This window comes from Cellulomonas sp. SLBN-39 (genome assembly GCF_006715865.1).
GTDB lineage: Bacteria > Actinomycetota > Actinomycetes > Actinomycetales > Cellulomonadaceae > Cellulomonas.
Genome location: NZ_VFOA01000001.1, coordinates 2,547,245 through 2,562,196, shown reverse-complemented (window position 1 = coordinate 2,562,196; position 14,952 = coordinate 2,547,245). Strand labels below are relative to the sequence as shown.

Here is a 14,952-nt window from a genome sequence, read left to right as displayed (position 1 = left end):
GAGGACCCCTCCGATGACCGAAGTCGCGGCCGACACGGCCCCGCCGACGGCGCCCCGCGCGAGCGCCGCCCGACCGACGCTGCGCGACCGACGCGCGCGCAACCGCCTGCACCGCGTCGAGCACCGGTGGGCCCTGGCCTTCGTCGCGCCGCCGGTCCTGGGCTTCCTGCTCTTCACGCTCTACCCCGTCGGCTTCGCGGTGTACGCCTCGCTGACCAGCTGGAACGGCCTGGGCCCCATGCGGTTCGTCGGCCTCGAGAACTACGTGACGCTGCTCGGCGACGAGTACTTCCGCCTGAGCATGTTCAACACGTTCTTCTACATGATCGGCATCCCGATCGGCCTCGTGCTGGCGCTGCTGCTCGCGATCGCGCTCAACCGCAAGATCCCCGGGCGCACGGCGTTCCGCACCATCTACTACATCCCCGTGATCTCCTCGCTCGCGGCCATCGCGATCGTGTGGCAGTTCGCGTACAACGGCGACTTCGGCCTGGTGAACCAGGTGCTGTCCTGGTTCGGCATCCAGGGCCCGGACTGGCTGCAGAACACCGCCACGGTCAAGCCCGCGATCATCCTCATGGCCGTCTGGAAGGGCCTGGGGTACTCGATGCTGCTGTACCTGGCCGCGATCCAGTCGGTGCCCGCCTCGCTCTACGAGGCCGCGTCGCTCGACGGCGCCAACGCGTTCCAGAAGCTGCGGTCGATCACGCTGCCCATGGTGCGCCCCGTGACGTTCTTCCTCGTCGTCACCAACATCATCGCCGGCGCGCAGATCTTCACCGAGATCAACATCATGACGCCGACCGGCGGGCCCGAGATGAGCTCCGCGTCGATCGTCTGGTACATCGTCCGCAAGGCGTTCCGCTACCAGCAGATGGGCTACGCCACGGCGATGTCGATCGTGCTGGGGATCCTCGTGTTCGTCATCACCCTGATCCAGTTCCGCCTCAACCGGCGCAACAGCTTCAGCATCGAGTGAGGACCGCAGCCATGACCACCCTCCCCACCCTGCGCCGCACCCCCGACGGCGCCGTCGTCCGTCGCCGCCACGGCGGCGCCCAGGGCGAGTCCCGCACCACCAACTGGATCATCTTCGTCGTCCTGGCGGTGTTCGCGGTCGCCATGATCGCGCCGCTGGCCTGGATGTTCACGACCGCGCTGAAGACCAAGGGCGAGGTCTTCGCGCTGCCGCCCGTGCTGTGGCCGAGCGTCCCGCAGTGGGACACCTTCGTGCGCATGTGGTCCGAGGCGCCGATCCTCACCGGGTTCCGCAACAGCTTCGTGGTCGCCGCGTCGGTCACCGTCGTCGGCTCGATCACGTCCTCGATCGCCGCGTTCGCGCTGGCCAAGATGCGCCTGCCCGCCAAGAACGCGATCTTCCTCGGCCTGCTCTCGGGCCTGATGGTGCCGTACCCGACCATCATGATCCCGCAGTTCGTGATGTTCTCGCGGCTGCACTGGGTCGACACCCTGCTGCCGCTGATCGTGCCGCTGCTGTTCGGCAACATCATCATGATCTTCTTCCTGCGGCAGTACCTGGAGACCGTCCCGGACTCCCTGGTCGAGGCCGCGAAGATCGACGGCGCGTCGTACTGGACGATCTTCTGGCGGATGATCCTGCCGATGATCCGCCCCGCGATCGCGGCGCAGTTCATCCTCTGGTTCATGACGATCTGGAACGACTACCTCGGGCCGATCCTCTACCTGAACACGCCCAGCAAGCAGACCCTCCAGGTCGTGATCGCCAACCTCAACGTGGAGTTCGCCACCCAGCGCGACTACCCGCTGATCATGGCCGCGTCCTTCGTGGCCCTGCTGCCCATCCTCGTCGTGTTCCTCGTCTTCCAGCGGCAGATCATCGAGTCCGTCGCCCTGACCGGCAGCAAGGCCTGACGCGGTGACCACCACCGACCCGGCCCCGGTCCTGGACACCACGGGCTGGGGGGCCGAGCACACCCACGACCCGACCGCGGTGCGCGACGACGACGGCACGTACTGGCTGTTCTCGACCGACGCGTGCAGCGACGGCCCCGTCCGCGGCGGCGTCCAGGTGCGCCGCTCGCCAGACCTCGTGACCTGGGAGCTGCACGGCTGGGCGCTGCCCGGCGTGCCGCCCGCCGCGGCCGCGTGGACCGGCGCGCATGGCCTGTGGGCCCCCGAGGTCGTCCGCGTCGGCGACGAGTGGCGCATGTACTGGTCGGCGTCGTCGTTCGGCTCGCGGACCTCCGCCATCGGGCTCGCCGTCGCCCCGCACCCCGCGGGACCGTGGGAGGACCGCGGGCTCGTCGTCACCAGCACGCACCCCGCGCTGCCCGAGGGCGTCAGCCCGCACGGCGACGGCTCCCCCAACGCGATCGACGCGAACGTCGTCGTCGACGGCGACCGGCACTGGCTCGTGTACGGGTCGTTCTTCGGCGGGCTGCACGCCCTCGAGCTCGACCCGGCGACCGGCCTGGTCGACGGGTGCCGCCCCGGCGAGCCCAGCCCCGGTCCGGGCGTGCTGCTCGTGCGGCGGCCCGCCGCGGTCGAGGGCGCCGTGGAAGGGCCGTACGTGCTGCCGCGACCCGGCGGCGGGTGGGCGATGCTCGCGTCGTGGGACTCGCTGTTCACCAGCTACCACCTGCGCGCCGCCGTCGCCCCGGCCGTCACCGGTCCCTGGACCGACCGCACGGGCCTCGACCTGCGCACCTCCGTCGCCGAGCCCCCGACCCCGGGCACCGTCGTGCTGGCCGGTCACCGCCTGCCCGGCGGCCCCGGGCTGCGGGCGCCCGGCCACGCGTCCGTGCTCACCGAGCCGGCCCGCGACGGCCACCCCGGGCGCCAGCTCCTCGTGCACCACGTGCGCGACGACGACGCCCCCGAACGGCACCGCGTGCAGGTCCGGCGCCTCGTCTGGACCCGCGACGGGTGGCCCCTGGTCTCCCCGCAGCCGTGGGCGGGCGACGCCCGCGAGACCGACGACGAGACGGCATGGCCGGACGACGTCGCGGCCCTCGCCGGCACGTGGGAGCTGCTCGAGCCCGGCGCCTGCCCGCGCACCGTCCAGGACGCACGGACCGGCACCCTCGACCTCGTCGACCCCGCCGCGCACGGCTCCGGCCGCTTCAGCTGGCGCACCGCCGACGGCGCGCACGTCGAGGCCGTCGTCGCCCCCGCCTGGGACGCCGTGCGCGACCGGGCGACCACGGTCGTCCTCGCGCTCGACGAGCGCGGACGCGTCACCGCCGGCACCCGCACGCCGGACGCGTGAGCACAGCCGTCCCGCCCGCCGCCCCGCTCCGCCCGTCGCCGGACGGGACGGCGGGCGGGGCACCCGCGCGCCCGGTCCCTGCGCCGGTGCCCGCCAGGACGCCCGGGCAGGGCAGGATCGGGGCCGTGCAGGACGAACCCCCCGGCTGGGCCGGCCGCGTGATGGTGTGGCTGCGCTGGGTCACGCACGTCGTGGCCGTGCAGCTGCTGCTCGTGCTCGGGACCCTCGCCGGCGGCGTCGTGCTGGGCCTGCTGCCCTCCCTCGACGCCGCGGGGCGGCTGCTGGCCGCGCTGACCGCGGGCACCCCGTCCACGCACGTGTGGCGCGACTTCTGGCACGCCTGGCGGGCCGGTCTGCGCCGCCTCAACCTGCTCGGGGCGCCGCTGTGGCCCGCCGCAGCCCTCCTCGTGGCCGACGCGGCCGTGCTGGAGACGCTGGACGGCGCCCCCGCCGCCGCCCTGCAGGCCGTGCTGGTGATCGCCACGGCGTGGCTCGCGGTGGTCCTCGCCTGGCTGCCGCCGGTGGCGCGGCGCTACGACGACACCGCACCCCGCACGTGGCGCCTGCTGCTCCTGTCCCCGCTGCTGGGCCCGGGCACCGCGCTCGGCGTGCTGGCCGTGCTCGTCGTCTGGGGCCTCACCCTCGTCGTCGCCCCGGTGCTCGCGCCGCTCGTGGGCGTGACGGCGCCCCTGCTGGCCACCGGCTGGCTGGTCGACGTGCGGCTCGACCGCATCGACGCCTCCCGCTGAGCCCGCGACCCCGCGGACCCGTCAGCGGGGCAGGACCTGCGGGGCGGCGCCCTGGCCGAGCGTCGACTCGCGCGCCACGATCGAGAAGTCCGCCACGACCTGCTGGTACGGGCGGTCCACCTCCGGCGCGTCGATGCGTGCGAGCAGCAGGTCGACGGCGGTCGCGGCGATCTGCTCACGGCCCGGGTGCACGGTCGACAGCGTCGGCGAGGAGTACGCGGTCTCCTCCACGTCGTCGAAGCCGATCACCGCGATCGCGCCCGGCACGTCCACGCGCCGGGCGTGCAGGGTGTGCAGGGCGCCGAGCGCGAGGGCGTCGTTGAGGCCGAACACGGCGTCGATCTCGACACCGTCGTCGAGCAGCCGGGCCATCGTCTCCGCACCCGTCGCCCGGTGCCACAGACCGGCCTCCCCGACCAGCGCGGGGTCGAAGGGCACCCCCGCGTCCTCCAGCGCGGCCCGGTAGCCCTGCACGCGCAGCGCGGCCGACCCCACGGACTCCCCCGCGTGCGCCCCGACCACCGCGATGCGCCGCCGCCCGAGGGACAGCAGGTGCGCCGTCGCGGCGCGCGCCGCCTCGACGTTGCTCATCGTCACGTGGTCCGCCGGGCCGCCGAAGATCCGCTCGCCGAGCAGCACCATCGGGTAGTCCACGCCCAGCGCGTCGACGTCGTCGGGGCCCAGGGCCAGCGGGGAGTAGATCAGGCCGTCGGTGAACATCCGCCGCTGGCCGGTAAGCACCTCGAGCTCGCGCTCGCGCACGGCGCCCGTCTGCTCGATGAGCACCGTGACGCCACGCTCCTCGGCCGCCCGGATCACGGAGTCCGCGAGCTCGGCGAAGTACGGCAGCGACAGCTCCGGCACCGCCAGGCCGATGAGGCCCGTGCGCCCGCGGCGCAGGTTCCGGGCCGAGACGTTGACGTGGTAGCCGAGCTCGGCGATCGCCTCCTCGACCTTGGTGCGGGTCGACTCCCGGATGTACGGGTAGCCGTTGACCACGTTGGACACGGTCTTGATCGACACGCCGGCCCGCGCCGCCACGTCGTGCATCGTCACGGCACCGCCGCGTCGGCCGTTCACCCTGCGCGCCCCCGTCCTCGTCACGCCCGCCGTCACGGCGGGCGACGTCCTCGCGGCCGGCTGCGCGGTCATCGCGCGGCCCGCCCGTCCGGGGCCCAGCCTGGCAGACCGGCGGGCACGGCGGGGTCGGGCGCGAGGGGCACCCACACCCGCATCGCGCCGACGCCGCGGTTGCCCCACGCGTGGTAGGGCACGAGGCGCAGCTCGATCTCGACCGGGTCGGGCGGCGCGGCGCCGTACGGGGACCACGCGGGCAGGTCGCCCGACGGCACGTGGACGCCGCGCGCACGCACCGTCACCGGGACGTCGAGGTCGGGCAGTCCCGGGGCGTCCTCGAGCGTCCCGGGCAGGATCGCGACGTCCTCCAGCACGACCCCGTCGGGCAGGTCCGCGTGCTCCAGGCACAGGACCACCGGTCCCCGCCGCACCGCCACGCAGCCCCGCACCGCGTCGACCCGCGGGTGGGCGACGAGGGCGACCGGCTCGACCGGCAGGTCCAGCACCACGCGCCGGACCGGTGCCGCGGACGAGGCCGGCACGTGCACGTACCCGTCGACGACCTCGACCGGGCGGGCCCGCCCGTCGACCTCGAGGCGCACGCGCGCGGTGTCGGCCCAGCCGGGCACACGCAGCGCGAGCGGCCGCACCAGCGCGTCGGCCGTGACCTCCACGCGCCCGTCCGCGGGGTACGCGGTGCGCACGCCCAGCACGGTCCCGTCGTCCAGGCGCACGTCGGCGTCGGCGTACAGGTGCAGCTGCACACCATCCGCGGAGGCGGTCGCCACGTACGCGTGCAGCGAGGCCGCGAGCCGCGCGAGGTTCGGCGGGCAGCACGCGCACGCGAACCAGTCGAGGCGCTCGGACGGGGAGTACTCGCTCGACCCGTCGTGCCCCGTGCGCAGCTGCAGCGGGTTGGAGTACGTGAACCGCCTCCCGTCGTGCGACGTCGCCGCCGGCACCGCGTTGTGCAGCGCGCGCTCCACGGCGTCGGCGTACCGCCCCTCGCCGGTGAGCAGCAGCATGCGCCACGCCCAGTGCACCAGCGCGATCGCCGCGCACGTCTCGGCGTACGCCCGGTCCGGGGGCAGCTCGTACGCGTCCCCGAACGCCTCGTCCTTGTGGTGCGCACCCAGCCCGCCGGTCACGTACGTGCGGGTGCGCTCGGCCGAGTCCCACAGGCGTACGAGCGCGTCGCGCAGCTCCTGCTCCCCCGTCTCGGCGGCGACGTCGGCGACGCCCGCGAGCAGGTAGAGCTGGCGCACGGCGTGCCCGCCGACCTCCGTGGCCTGCCGGACCGGCACGTGGTCCTGGTGGTAGACCGGCGGGAACGGCCCCTCGCCCAGCAGGCCCGCGCCGCGCAGGTCGACCTGCCGCCGGGCGAGGTCGAGCCAGCGGCGCTCGCCCGTGAGCCGGTAGAGCTCGACCAGGGCGGTCTCGACCTCGGGGTGCCCGCAGTACCCGGCCTCGCCGTCGGGCCCGAACCGGTCGTCCACGAGGGCGGCGAAGCGCACCGCGACGTCCAGCAGGTCGGTCCGCCCGGTGGTGCGGGCGCGGGCGACGGCGGCCTGCAGCAGGTGCCCGAGGACGTACAGCTCGTGCCCCCAGCGCAGGTCGGCGAACGCCTCGCCGGGCGCGGTGAGCTGCACGTGCGAGTCCAGGTACCCGTCGGGGCGCTGCGCCTGCGCGAGCAGCGCGACGGCGTCCGTGACGAAGGCCTCCCACGGCTGGTCGTCGGGGACGCGGCCGGCCTCCCACGCGAGGGCCTCGAGCGTCTTGTGCAGGTCCGTGTCGGCGAAGTTGAACCCCCGGTGCGTGCCGCCCTGCAGGCCCGCCGCGACGCGGAGGTTGTCGAGGACCCCGGAGGTCTCGAGCCGCTCGAGGACGTGCGGCAGGGTCGCCGAGCGGTTGCGGGCCTGCCAGGTGCCGAGCGGCCCGCCGGTCGTGAGGGTCACCGCGTCGAAGGGCAGCGGGCGCAGCCGGCCGACGTCGGCGCGCGGCACGCAGGGCCCGTCGGGGTGCGTGGTGCGGCGGTCGGACGACGCCCGGGGGGCCGGGGCGGCCGGCGGGACGTGCGACGGTGCGGGCGACGACGGTGTCACAGGTGCGCTCCTCGGTGCAGGTCAGGCCAGAGTACATCGTTGTAGACGACCTGGGGAGACTCCCGGGAGCACGACGGGCCCGGTCATCACGACCGGGCCCGACGGACGGCTCAGGCGGCGGGGCCGCCCGGGCTCACTTCTTGTTGCGACGCTGGTGGCGCGTCTTGCGCAGCAGCTTGCGGTGCTTCTTCTTCGCCATGCGCTTGCGACGCTTCTTGATGACGGAGCCCATGCGGTCCTCACTCGTGTCCGGTCGCGACCGTGCGGCCGCGAGTGGTGGTCGATCGACGCGCGCTGTGCTCGACCGTGCTCGACCGAGCACGTGCTCGACTCAGTCGTCGATCGGGCCACGCACGCAGAAGTCCGGTCGCCCACCTTACGTGATCCGGGCGCCGCGCCGCGAACGCACCACCCGCGCGGCCCCGCGCACGGGACGGCACCGCGTCAGGACGAGCGCCGCTCCCCGCCCGCGGGCTCCCCGGTGGCCGAGCTGCGCAGGTACGCGTCGAGGGCGTCCTGCGGGACCCGGAACGACCGCCCGACGCGCACGGCCGGGAGCTCGCCGGAGTGGACGAGGCGGTACACGGTCATGCGCGAGACCCGCATGAGGTCGGCTACCTCGTTGACGGTGAGGAACCGCGGACGACCCTGTGCCTCGCTCATCGCCCGACCTCCGCCCGTCCGGCGCCGCGCCGGGCGCCCCGTCCAGGACGCTCCCGCCAGGGTAGTGGCGCGTGTGACGGGTGGGGAAGCCGGGACGCGGGTGACCACCGGTCCGGAGCAACGCCGCCCGGGCGCCTCACCACTCCGGGTCGAGGCCCAGCGCCGGGAACACCGCCGCCCGCGTGGCCCGCACGGCACGGTCCACCGCGTCGGCCGGGTCGTAGCCCGCCGACCAGGGCCGGAACGTCGCCGGGGCGCCGTCGGTCATCCGTCGCACGGGGAGCCGTCCGTGCCGCTGCAGCACCGCGTCGACCCACTCGTCGGGCACCTGCGCCGCAGGGTCGACCGGCCGGTGCACCGCGATCCCGATGAGGTGCGCCCACGTGCGCGGCACCACGTCGACCCCCGCGTACCCGCCGCCGCCCAGCGCCAGCCACCGCCCCGCGCAGACCTCGTGCGCCAGGTCGTGCAGGAGGTCGGCGGCCACCCGCTGCCCGTCGACCGAGACCCGCAGCGACGTCAGCGGGTCGAACCGGTGCGTGTCGCACCCGTGCTGGGTCACCAGCAGGTCGGGGGCGAACTCGCGCAGCACCGGGGGCACGACGGCGTCGATCGCCCGCAGCCAGCCGGCGTCGTCGGTGCGCGACGGCAGCGCGACGTTGACGGCCGTGCCCTCCGCCCCCCGCCCGCCGGTCTCCGACGGGTACCCGGTGCCCGGGAACAAGGCGTGGCCGGTCTCGTGCAACGACACCGTCAGCACGCGCGGGTCGTCCCAGAACAGCGCCTGCACGCCGTCCCCGTGGTGGGCGTCCACGTCGACGTACGCGACCCGCCGGGCACCGGCCGCGAGCACCTCGCGGATCGCGACGGCGGCGTCGTTGTACACGCAGAACCCCGAGGCGGCCCCCGCCATGGCGTGGTGCAGACCCCCGCCGACGTTCACCGCGTGCGGCGTCCGGCCCTCCCAGACGGCGAGCGCACCCGCCACCGTGCCCGCGACCACCCGGGCGGCGGCCTCGTGCATCCCCGCGAACACGGGGTCGTCCTCGGTGCCCAGTCCGCGGGCCAGGTCGACCGCGCCGCGCTCGGACGCCGCGTGCACGGCCGCCACGTACGCCGGCTCGTGCACCGTGGTCAGCAGCGCGTCGGACGCCGGCGCGGCGCTGACGACCGCCGCGGCGGCCGGGTCGAGCAGGCCGAGCTGGGCGGCCAGCGCGATCGTCAGGTCGATGCGGTCCGACGTCATGGGGTGCCCCGGGCCGAAGTCGTACCCGAGCATCTCCGTGGACCAGACGACGTGCACGCGCGCGTCGCCCCCACCGGGCGTCGCCCCCGCAGCCGTCATGCGCCCCACCGTGGCACCGGGCGCCGCCGGTGTCGACACGCAGCGCCGGACGGGCGCGCAGGACGGCGCGCGCGGGCGGCGCCGCGTGCCAGAGTTGGCCCTTGCGCCCGACGGGCGGCACGGCAGGACGCCCGCGGCACGGACGCGCGGGCACGGACGCGCGGGAGGTGGGATGGCGGCAGGACCGGGCCTGCTGTGGCGCGCCCGCGAGTACGTGGACCGCTCCGCCCGCCAGTCCCCCGCACGGCTCGCCCTCGGGGTGTTCGCGCTGGTCATCGTCCTGGTGACCGCGCTCCTGCAGGCACCCTGGGCCACCGCGTCGGGCGTGCGTGCGCCGCTCGTCGACTCGCTGTTCACGGCGACGTCGGCCACGACCGTCACCGGGCTGGTCGTGGTCCCCACCGGCTCGTACTGGTCGATCTGGGGCCTGGTCGTCATCCTCGTGGCCATCAAGGTCGGCGGGCTCGGCGTGATGACGCTCGCGTCGCTGCTGGGCATGGCCGTCTCGCGCCGCATCGGCCTGACGCAGCGGCTGCTCGTGTCGTCGGAGACCAAGGTGACCCGCCTCGGCGAGGTCGGCTCGCTCGTGCGCACCGTCATCCTCACGTCGACGGCCCTCGAGGTCGTCATCGCGCTCGTGCTGTTCCCGCGCCTGCTGCTGCACGGGGGCGACCCCGGCACGGCGGCCTGGCACGCGGTGTTCTACGCGGTCTCCGCCTTCAACAACGCCGGCTTCGTTCCCACCGTCGAGGGCCTGGAGCCGTTCGTCTCCGACTGGTGGATGCTGCTGCCGATCATCGTCGGCGTCTTCATCGGCTCCCTGGGCTTCCCCGTGATCCTCAGCGTCCTGGCGCACCTGCGGTCCCCGCGCCGGTGGACGCTGCACGCCAAGCTGACGATCACGACCAGCCTGGGCCTGCTCGTGTTCGGCTCGGTCGTCGTGGCCGCCTTCGAGTGGACCAACCCCGGCACGTTCGCCCCGCTCGACGCCGGCGGGACGGCCCTCGCGGCGCTCTTCGCGGGCGTGATGCCACGCTCGGGCGGCTTCTCCACGGTCGACGTCGGCCAGATGCACGAGGGCACCTGGCTGATGCTCGACGCCCTGATGTTCGTCGGCGGCGGCTCCGCGTCGACCGCCGGCGGCATGAAGGTGACGACGCTCGCGGTGATGCTGCTGGCCATCGTCGCGGAGGCCCGCGGCGACAAGGATGTCGAGGCCTTCGGCCGGCGGATCCCGCGCGAGGCGCTGCAGGTCGCGATCGCCGTCGCGTTCGTCTCGGCGACGTTCGTGCTCGTGTCGTCGCTGCTGCTGCTCGCGATGACGGGGCTCACGCTCGACGTCATCCTGTTCGAGGTGATCTCCGCGTTCGCCACCTGCGGGTTGTCGACCGGGATCACCGCCACCCTGCCCGACCCCGCGAAGTACGTGCTCGTCGCGCTCATGTTCGTCGGCCGGACCGGCACGATGACGCTGGCCGCCGCGCTCGCGCTGCGCAACCGCCGCCGGGTCATCCGGTACCCCGAAGAGAGGCCCATCATTGGCTGAGCACCCGCGCACCGGCCCCGGCCCGCGCACACCGTCCCTGCCCACCGCCGCCCCGCGCGCCGCCGCGGGGTCGCTCCGGGGCGCCGCCGGGTCCCCCCGCGGCGCCGCCGCGCGCGGGGCGTCGAAGGACGCCCCCAAGGACGCCGGCGTCCTCGTCATCGGGCTGGGCCGGTTCGGCTCGTCCATCGCGGCGACCCTGGACCGGCTCGGCCAGGACGTGCTCGGCGTCGAGCGCAGCCCCGAGCTGGTCGCCCAGTGGGCCGGACGCATCCCGCTCGTCGAGGCCGACGCCGTCAACCCCGAGGCGCTCGAGCAGCTCGGCGCCCGGGACTTCCCCGTCGCCGTGGTGGGCGTCGGCTCGTACCTCGAGGCGTCCGTGCTCATCACGGCGAACCTCGTCGACATCGGCGTGCCGCAGATCTGGGCCAAGGCCATCAGCGCCGAGCACGCCCGGATCCTGCAGCGCATCGGCGCGCACCACGTCGTGCTGCCCGAGGCCGACGCCGGGGCCCGGGTCGCGCACCTCGTGTCGGGCAAGATGCTCGACTACATCGAGGTCGAGGACGGCTTCACCGTGGTGAAGATGAGCCCGCCGAAGGAGGCGCAGGGCTTCACGCTGGCGCAGTCCAAGCTGCGCGAGCGGTACGGCGTGACCGTCATCGGCGTGAAGAGCCCGGGCGTGGAGTTCCAGTACGCGACGCCCGAGACGCGGATCTCGGCGAACGACATCATCATCGTGGGCGGGCACGCCGAGCTGCTGGAGCGGTTCGCGGCACGCCCCTGACCCCGGGAGGGCATCGTGACGGACGCCGTCAGGCAGCTGTGGGGAACGCCCGTCGAGGACGCCCTGCGGGCCGGGCCGGGGCTGCGGCTCGCGGACCTCGACGCGCGGGCCACGCCCGGATTCACCGGGTCCAAGGCCGACGGGCGCGCCGCCATGGCCGCGACGGGGGTGCGGCTCGCGGACCTGCAGGAGCGGCTCTACGCGCACGGACGCACGGGCGGCACCCGCTCGGTGCTGCTGGTGCTGCAGGGGCCGGACACGGCCGGCAAGGGCGGCGTGGTGCGCGAGGTCCTCGGCATGGTCGACCCGCAGGGGGTCGCGCTACGTGCCTTCGGGGTGCCGACGCCCGCGGAGCGCGAGCAGCACTTCCTGCAGCGCGTGCGGGCGGCCCTGCCGCCGGCGGGCCGGATCGGCGTGTTCGACCGGTCGCACCACGAGGACGTGCTCGTGCCACGCGTCGAGGGGCTCGTGGCGCCCGACGTGCTGGAGCGCCGGTACGACGAGATCGTGCGGTTCGAGGAGGAGGTCGTCGCCGCGGGCACCACGGTCGTCAAGGTGCTGCTGTGGGTCTCGGCCGACGAGCAGCACGCCCGGCTGCGCACACGGCTGACGCAGCCCGAGAAGCACTGGAAGTACGACCCGTCGGACGTGGACGCCCGGCTGCGGCGCGGCGCCTACGAGGAGGCGTACGAGGCGACCCTGGCGCGCACGTCGACGGACGCGGCGCCGTGGTACGTGGTGCCGGCCGACCGGAAGTGGTACGCCCGGCTGGCCGTGACGGCGCTGCTGCACGGGGCGCTGGACCGGCTGGGCCTGGGCTGGCCGGAGCCGAGGTACGACGTCGCCGCGGAGCTCGCCCGGCTCGACGCGTCGCGCTGACCCGCCGACGGCGGACGGGGCGCGGAGCAGGGGCGCGCGGCCGCCGCGGCCGCGCAGACGGACGTGGACGTGGGAGCGCTGCCAGCGCTCCCACGTCCACCCCCCAGCAGCATGTGAGCGTAGTCACCACGGCAGGGGACGTCAAACCCCGTCGTCACAGAGGTGGCGCCCGTCCTGACATTTCGCCCGGAGCGGGACGCCTGCCGTGGACCGGGCACGGCGACGCCCGTCCTCCCCCGGCGGCGGGACGAGGACGGGCGTCGGTCCTGGAGCCGGGCCTCTCACCCGGCAGGTGGGCTCAGAGGCCCTGCGCCACGCGGAAGTAGACCTGGTTCCAGCGCAGCTGGTCGCGGAAGCCGCGACGCGTGGTGTGCTCGTCGATGACGAGCAGCTCCGTGCGGGCGAGGTCGGCGAAGATCTCCCACGCCTCGACACCCACGGCCGTGGTCAGCACCGTGTGGTGCGCACCGCCGGCCGCCAGCCACGACTCGGACGACGTCGTGAAGTCCGGCCGGGGCTCCCAGACCGCGCGCGCCACCGGCAGGTGCGGCAGGTCGGCCGTCGGCGGGACCACGTCGACCACGTTGGCCGTGAGACGGAACCGCTCGCGCATGTCCGCGAGCGAGACCACGACGCCCGGGCCCGCGTCGGTGTCGAACACCATGCGGACCGGGTCCTCCTTGCCGCCGATGCCCAGCGGGTGCACCTCCACGCGCGGCTTCGACGTGGTCAGCGTCGGGCAGATCTCGAGCATGTGCGCGCCCAGGATCTTCTCCGCGCCCGGCGTCAGGTCGTAGGTGTAGTCCTCCATGAGCGAGGCCCCGCCCGGCAGGCCCTGGCCCATGACCTTCGCGGCCCGCACCAGCACGGCCGTCTTCCAGTCGCCCTCGGCGCCGAAGCCGTAGCCCTTGGCCATCAGCCGCTGCACGGCCAGGCCGGGCAGCTGGCGCAGCTCGCCGAGGTCCTCGAAGTTGGTCGTGAACGCCATCGCGCCGCGCTCGACGAGGAAGCCCTCGATCGCGATCTCCTGGCGCGCCGCGTACCGCAGCGACTCGTGGCGCCCGCCGCCGGCCCGCAGCTCGGGGACGACGTCGTAGAGCTCCTCGTACTGGGCCACCAGCGCGTCGACCGCGGCCTCGTCGACGGCCTCCACGGCCGCGACCAGGTCGTTGACGCCCCACGTGTTCACCGAGACGCCCAGGCGGATCTCCGCCTCGGTCTTGTCGCCCTCGGTGACCGCGACGTTGCGCATGTTGTCGCCGAAGCGGACCAGGCGCAGGTCCTGCACGGCCTGCCAGCCCGCGGCCGCCCGCACCCAGGTGCCGATGCGCGACGTCACGGCCGGGTTCGACACGTGGCCGGACACCGTGGTGCGCGGCAGGCCCAGGCGGGTGGCGATGTACGCGTACTCGCGGTCGCCGTGCGCGGCCTGGTTGAGGTTCATGAAGTCGAAGTCGATGGTGTCCCACGGCAGCTCGACGTTCGCCTGCGTGTGCAGGTGCAGCAGCGGCTTGCGCAGCAGGTCCAGGCCCGTGATCCACATCTTCGCGGGGCTGAACGTGTGCATCCACGTGACGACGCCGAGCACCTTGTCGTCGCTGTTCGCGTCGAGCATCGCCCGGCGGATCGCCTCGGAGTCCTTGAGGACGGGCTTCCACACCACGGTCGCCGGGACGTCGGACGACGCCTCGAGCGCGGCCGCGACCTCCTGCGACTGCGCCGCGACCTGCGCGAGCGTCTCCTCGCCGTACAGGTCCTGCGAGCCGGTGAAGAACCAGATCTCGCGACCCTCGTATGCCTTGCTCATGTCTCTCCTCACCGGCCGCGTCAGTGCTGGCCGTAGACGTTCTGGTAACGGGCGTACAGGGAGTCGACGTGCTGCTGCTCGATGGGCAGCGGCTCGCCGAGCTGGCGGCTGATGTGGACGGTCCGGGCGACCTCCTCGACCATGACCGCGGCCTTCACGGCGGCCTTGGCGTCCTTGCCGATCGTGAACGGGCCGTGGTTGCGCATCAGCACGGCCGGGCTGCGCGAGTCGCGCAGGGTCTCGACGATCCCCCGGCCGATGGAGTCGTCGCCGATGAGCGCGAACGGACCGATCGGGATGGGGCCGCCGAACTCGTCGGCCATCATCGTCAGCACGCACGGCACCGGCTCGGCGCGCGCCGCCCAGGCGGTCGCGTACGTCGAGTGCGTGTGCACCACGCCGCCGACCTCCGGCATGTTCGTGTAGACGTAGGCGTGCGCCGCGGTGTCCGACGACGGGGCGCGGGTGCCGTCGACGAGGTTCGCGTCGAGGTCGCACACGACCATCGCCTCGGGCGTCAGCTCGTCGTACGTCACGCCCGAGGGCTTGATGACGAGCAGGTCGTCCGGGCCGGGGCCCGCCGCGGGGTCCACGACCACGCGCTGGGAGACGTTGCCGGCGGTCCACACCACCAGGCCCCAGCGGGGCAGCTCGGCGTGCAGCGCGGACACGGACGTGCGCGCCTGGGCCACGGCGTCGCGCACGGCCTGCGGGTACGCGTCGAGGGTCGTCGTCATCGGATCTCCTGCG

The 14,952-nt window shown here is 74.3% G+C and carries 14 protein-coding genes; 7 read left to right on the top strand and 7 right to left on the bottom strand.

Annotated elements, in window-relative coordinates; translation table 11 throughout:
• The first annotated feature begins 13 nt into the window (after positions 1-13).
• The 4 genes from FBY24_RS11770 to FBY24_RS11755 all read left to right on the top strand — a co-directional run bounded on the left by FBY24_RS11770 (position 14) and on the right by FBY24_RS11755 (position 3,999).
• Positions 14-979: a carbohydrate ABC transporter permease gene (locus FBY24_RS11770; protein ID WP_142160801.1), complete on the top strand. Its 966-nt coding sequence runs from the start codon at positions 14-16 to the stop codon at positions 977-979.
• Between the two features lie 11 nt (positions 980-990).
• Positions 991-1,893 carry a carbohydrate ABC transporter permease gene (locus tag FBY24_RS11765; protein ID WP_140457382.1) on the top strand — a complete coding sequence of 301 codons (903 nt, stop codon included), beginning with the start codon at positions 991-993 and terminating at the stop codon, positions 1,891-1,893.
• Positions 1,894-1,897: 4 nt separating this feature from the next.
• Positions 1,898-3,250, top strand: coding sequence for an arabinan endo-1,5-alpha-L-arabinosidase (locus FBY24_RS11760; RefSeq protein WP_142160799.1), 1,353 nt, complete (start codon positions 1,898-1,900; stop codon positions 3,248-3,250).
• A 125-nt stretch (positions 3,251-3,375) separates the two neighbouring features.
• Positions 3,376-3,999, top strand: coding sequence for a YesL family protein (locus FBY24_RS11755; protein WP_142160797.1), 624 nt, complete (start codon positions 3,376-3,378; stop codon positions 3,997-3,999).
• 21 nt (positions 4,000-4,020) lie between these two features.
• Here FBY24_RS11755 and FBY24_RS11750 read toward each other — a convergent pair whose 3' ends face one another.
• From FBY24_RS11750 to FBY24_RS11730, 5 genes are all read right to left on the bottom strand, one after another.
• Positions 4,021-5,049: a LacI family DNA-binding transcriptional regulator gene (locus FBY24_RS11750; RefSeq protein WP_142163478.1), complete on the bottom strand. Its 1,029-nt coding sequence runs from the start codon at positions 5,047-5,049 to the stop codon at positions 4,021-4,023.
• Positions 5,050-5,147: 98 nt separating this feature from the next.
• Positions 5,148-7,178: a glycoside hydrolase family 127 protein gene (locus tag FBY24_RS11745; protein ID WP_142160795.1), complete on the bottom strand. Its 2,031-nt coding sequence runs from the start codon at positions 7,176-7,178 to the stop codon at positions 5,148-5,150.
• Positions 7,179-7,311: 133 nt separating this feature from the next.
• Positions 7,312-7,410 carry a 30S ribosomal protein bS22 gene (locus tag FBY24_RS11740; RefSeq protein ID WP_003792170.1) on the bottom strand — a complete coding sequence of 33 codons (99 nt, stop codon included), beginning with the start codon at positions 7,408-7,410 and terminating at the stop codon, positions 7,312-7,314.
• Positions 7,411-7,622: 212 nt separating this feature from the next.
• Complete coding sequence (locus tag FBY24_RS11735; RefSeq protein ID WP_142160793.1) at positions 7,623-7,841, bottom strand: helix-turn-helix domain-containing protein; 219 nt, start codon at positions 7,839-7,841, stop codon at positions 7,623-7,625.
• 136 nt (positions 7,842-7,977) lie between these two features.
• Complete coding sequence (locus tag FBY24_RS11730; RefSeq protein WP_142160791.1) at positions 7,978-9,186, bottom strand: acetoin utilization protein AcuC; 1,209 nt, start codon at positions 9,184-9,186, stop codon at positions 7,978-7,980.
• A 172-nt stretch (positions 9,187-9,358) separates the two neighbouring features.
• Here FBY24_RS11730 and FBY24_RS11725 point away from each other — a divergent pair, with 172 nt between their 5' ends.
• The 3 genes from FBY24_RS11725 (at position 9,359) to FBY24_RS11715 (ending at position 12,395) form a co-directional block, all read left to right on the top strand.
• Positions 9,359-10,732 carry a TrkH family potassium uptake protein gene (locus FBY24_RS11725; RefSeq protein ID WP_142160789.1) on the top strand — a complete coding sequence of 458 codons (1,374 nt, stop codon included), beginning with the start codon at positions 9,359-9,361 and terminating at the stop codon, positions 10,730-10,732.
• A 157-nt stretch (positions 10,733-10,889) separates the two neighbouring features.
• Complete coding sequence (locus FBY24_RS11720; RefSeq protein WP_142163476.1) at positions 10,890-11,516, top strand: TrkA family potassium uptake protein; 627 nt, start codon at positions 10,890-10,892, stop codon at positions 11,514-11,516.
• A 15-nt stretch (positions 11,517-11,531) separates the two neighbouring features.
• The gene (locus tag FBY24_RS11715; RefSeq protein WP_142160787.1) at positions 11,532-12,395 is read left to right on the top strand and encodes a PPK2 family polyphosphate kinase; all 864 of its coding nucleotides are present in this window, start codon (positions 11,532-11,534) and stop codon (positions 12,393-12,395) included.
• A gap of 298 nt (positions 12,396-12,693) precedes the next feature.
• Here FBY24_RS11715 and araA read toward each other — a convergent pair whose 3' ends face one another.
• Positions 12,694-14,202: an L-arabinose isomerase gene (gene araA, locus FBY24_RS11710; RefSeq protein WP_142160785.1), complete on the bottom strand. Its 1,509-nt coding sequence runs from the start codon at positions 14,200-14,202 to the stop codon at positions 12,694-12,696.
• Positions 14,203-14,222: 20 nt separating this feature from the next.
• A complete protein-coding gene (locus FBY24_RS11705) occupies positions 14,223-14,939 on the bottom strand; it encodes an L-ribulose-5-phosphate 4-epimerase (protein WP_142160783.1) in 717 nt (238 codons plus the stop codon).
• Positions 14,940-14,952: the final 13 nt, after the last annotated feature.

Bases quoted from the DNA above. Each gene is read 5' to 3' on its own strand.
- FBY24_RS11770 (WP_142160801.1), top strand. From the start codon at position 14: ATGACCGAAGTCGCGGCCGACACGGCCCCGCCGACGGCGCCCCGCGCG.
- FBY24_RS11765 (WP_140457382.1), top strand. From the start codon at position 991: ATGACCACCCTCCCCACCCTGCGCCGCACCCCCGACGGCGCCGTCGTC.
- FBY24_RS11750 (WP_142163478.1), bottom strand. From the start codon at position 5,049: ATGCACGACGTGGCGGCGCGGGCCGGCGTGTCGATCAAGACCGTGTCC.
- FBY24_RS11740 (WP_003792170.1), bottom strand. From the start codon at position 7,410: ATGGGCTCCGTCATCAAGAAGCGTCGCAAGCGCATGGCGAAGAAGAAG.
- FBY24_RS11735 (WP_142160793.1), bottom strand. From the start codon at position 7,841: ATGAGCGAGGCACAGGGTCGTCCGCGGTTCCTCACCGTCAACGAGGTA.
- FBY24_RS11730 (WP_142160791.1), bottom strand. From the start codon at position 9,186: ATGACGGCTGCGGGGGCGACGCCCGGTGGGGGCGACGCGCGCGTGCAC.
- FBY24_RS11725 (WP_142160789.1), top strand. From the start codon at position 9,359: ATGGCGGCAGGACCGGGCCTGCTGTGGCGCGCCCGCGAGTACGTGGAC.
- araA (WP_142160785.1), bottom strand. From the start codon at position 14,202: ATGAGCAAGGCATACGAGGGTCGCGAGATCTGGTTCTTCACCGGCTCG.
- FBY24_RS11705 (WP_142160783.1), bottom strand. From the start codon at position 14,939: ATGACGACGACCCTCGACGCGTACCCGCAGGCCGTGCGCGACGCCGTG.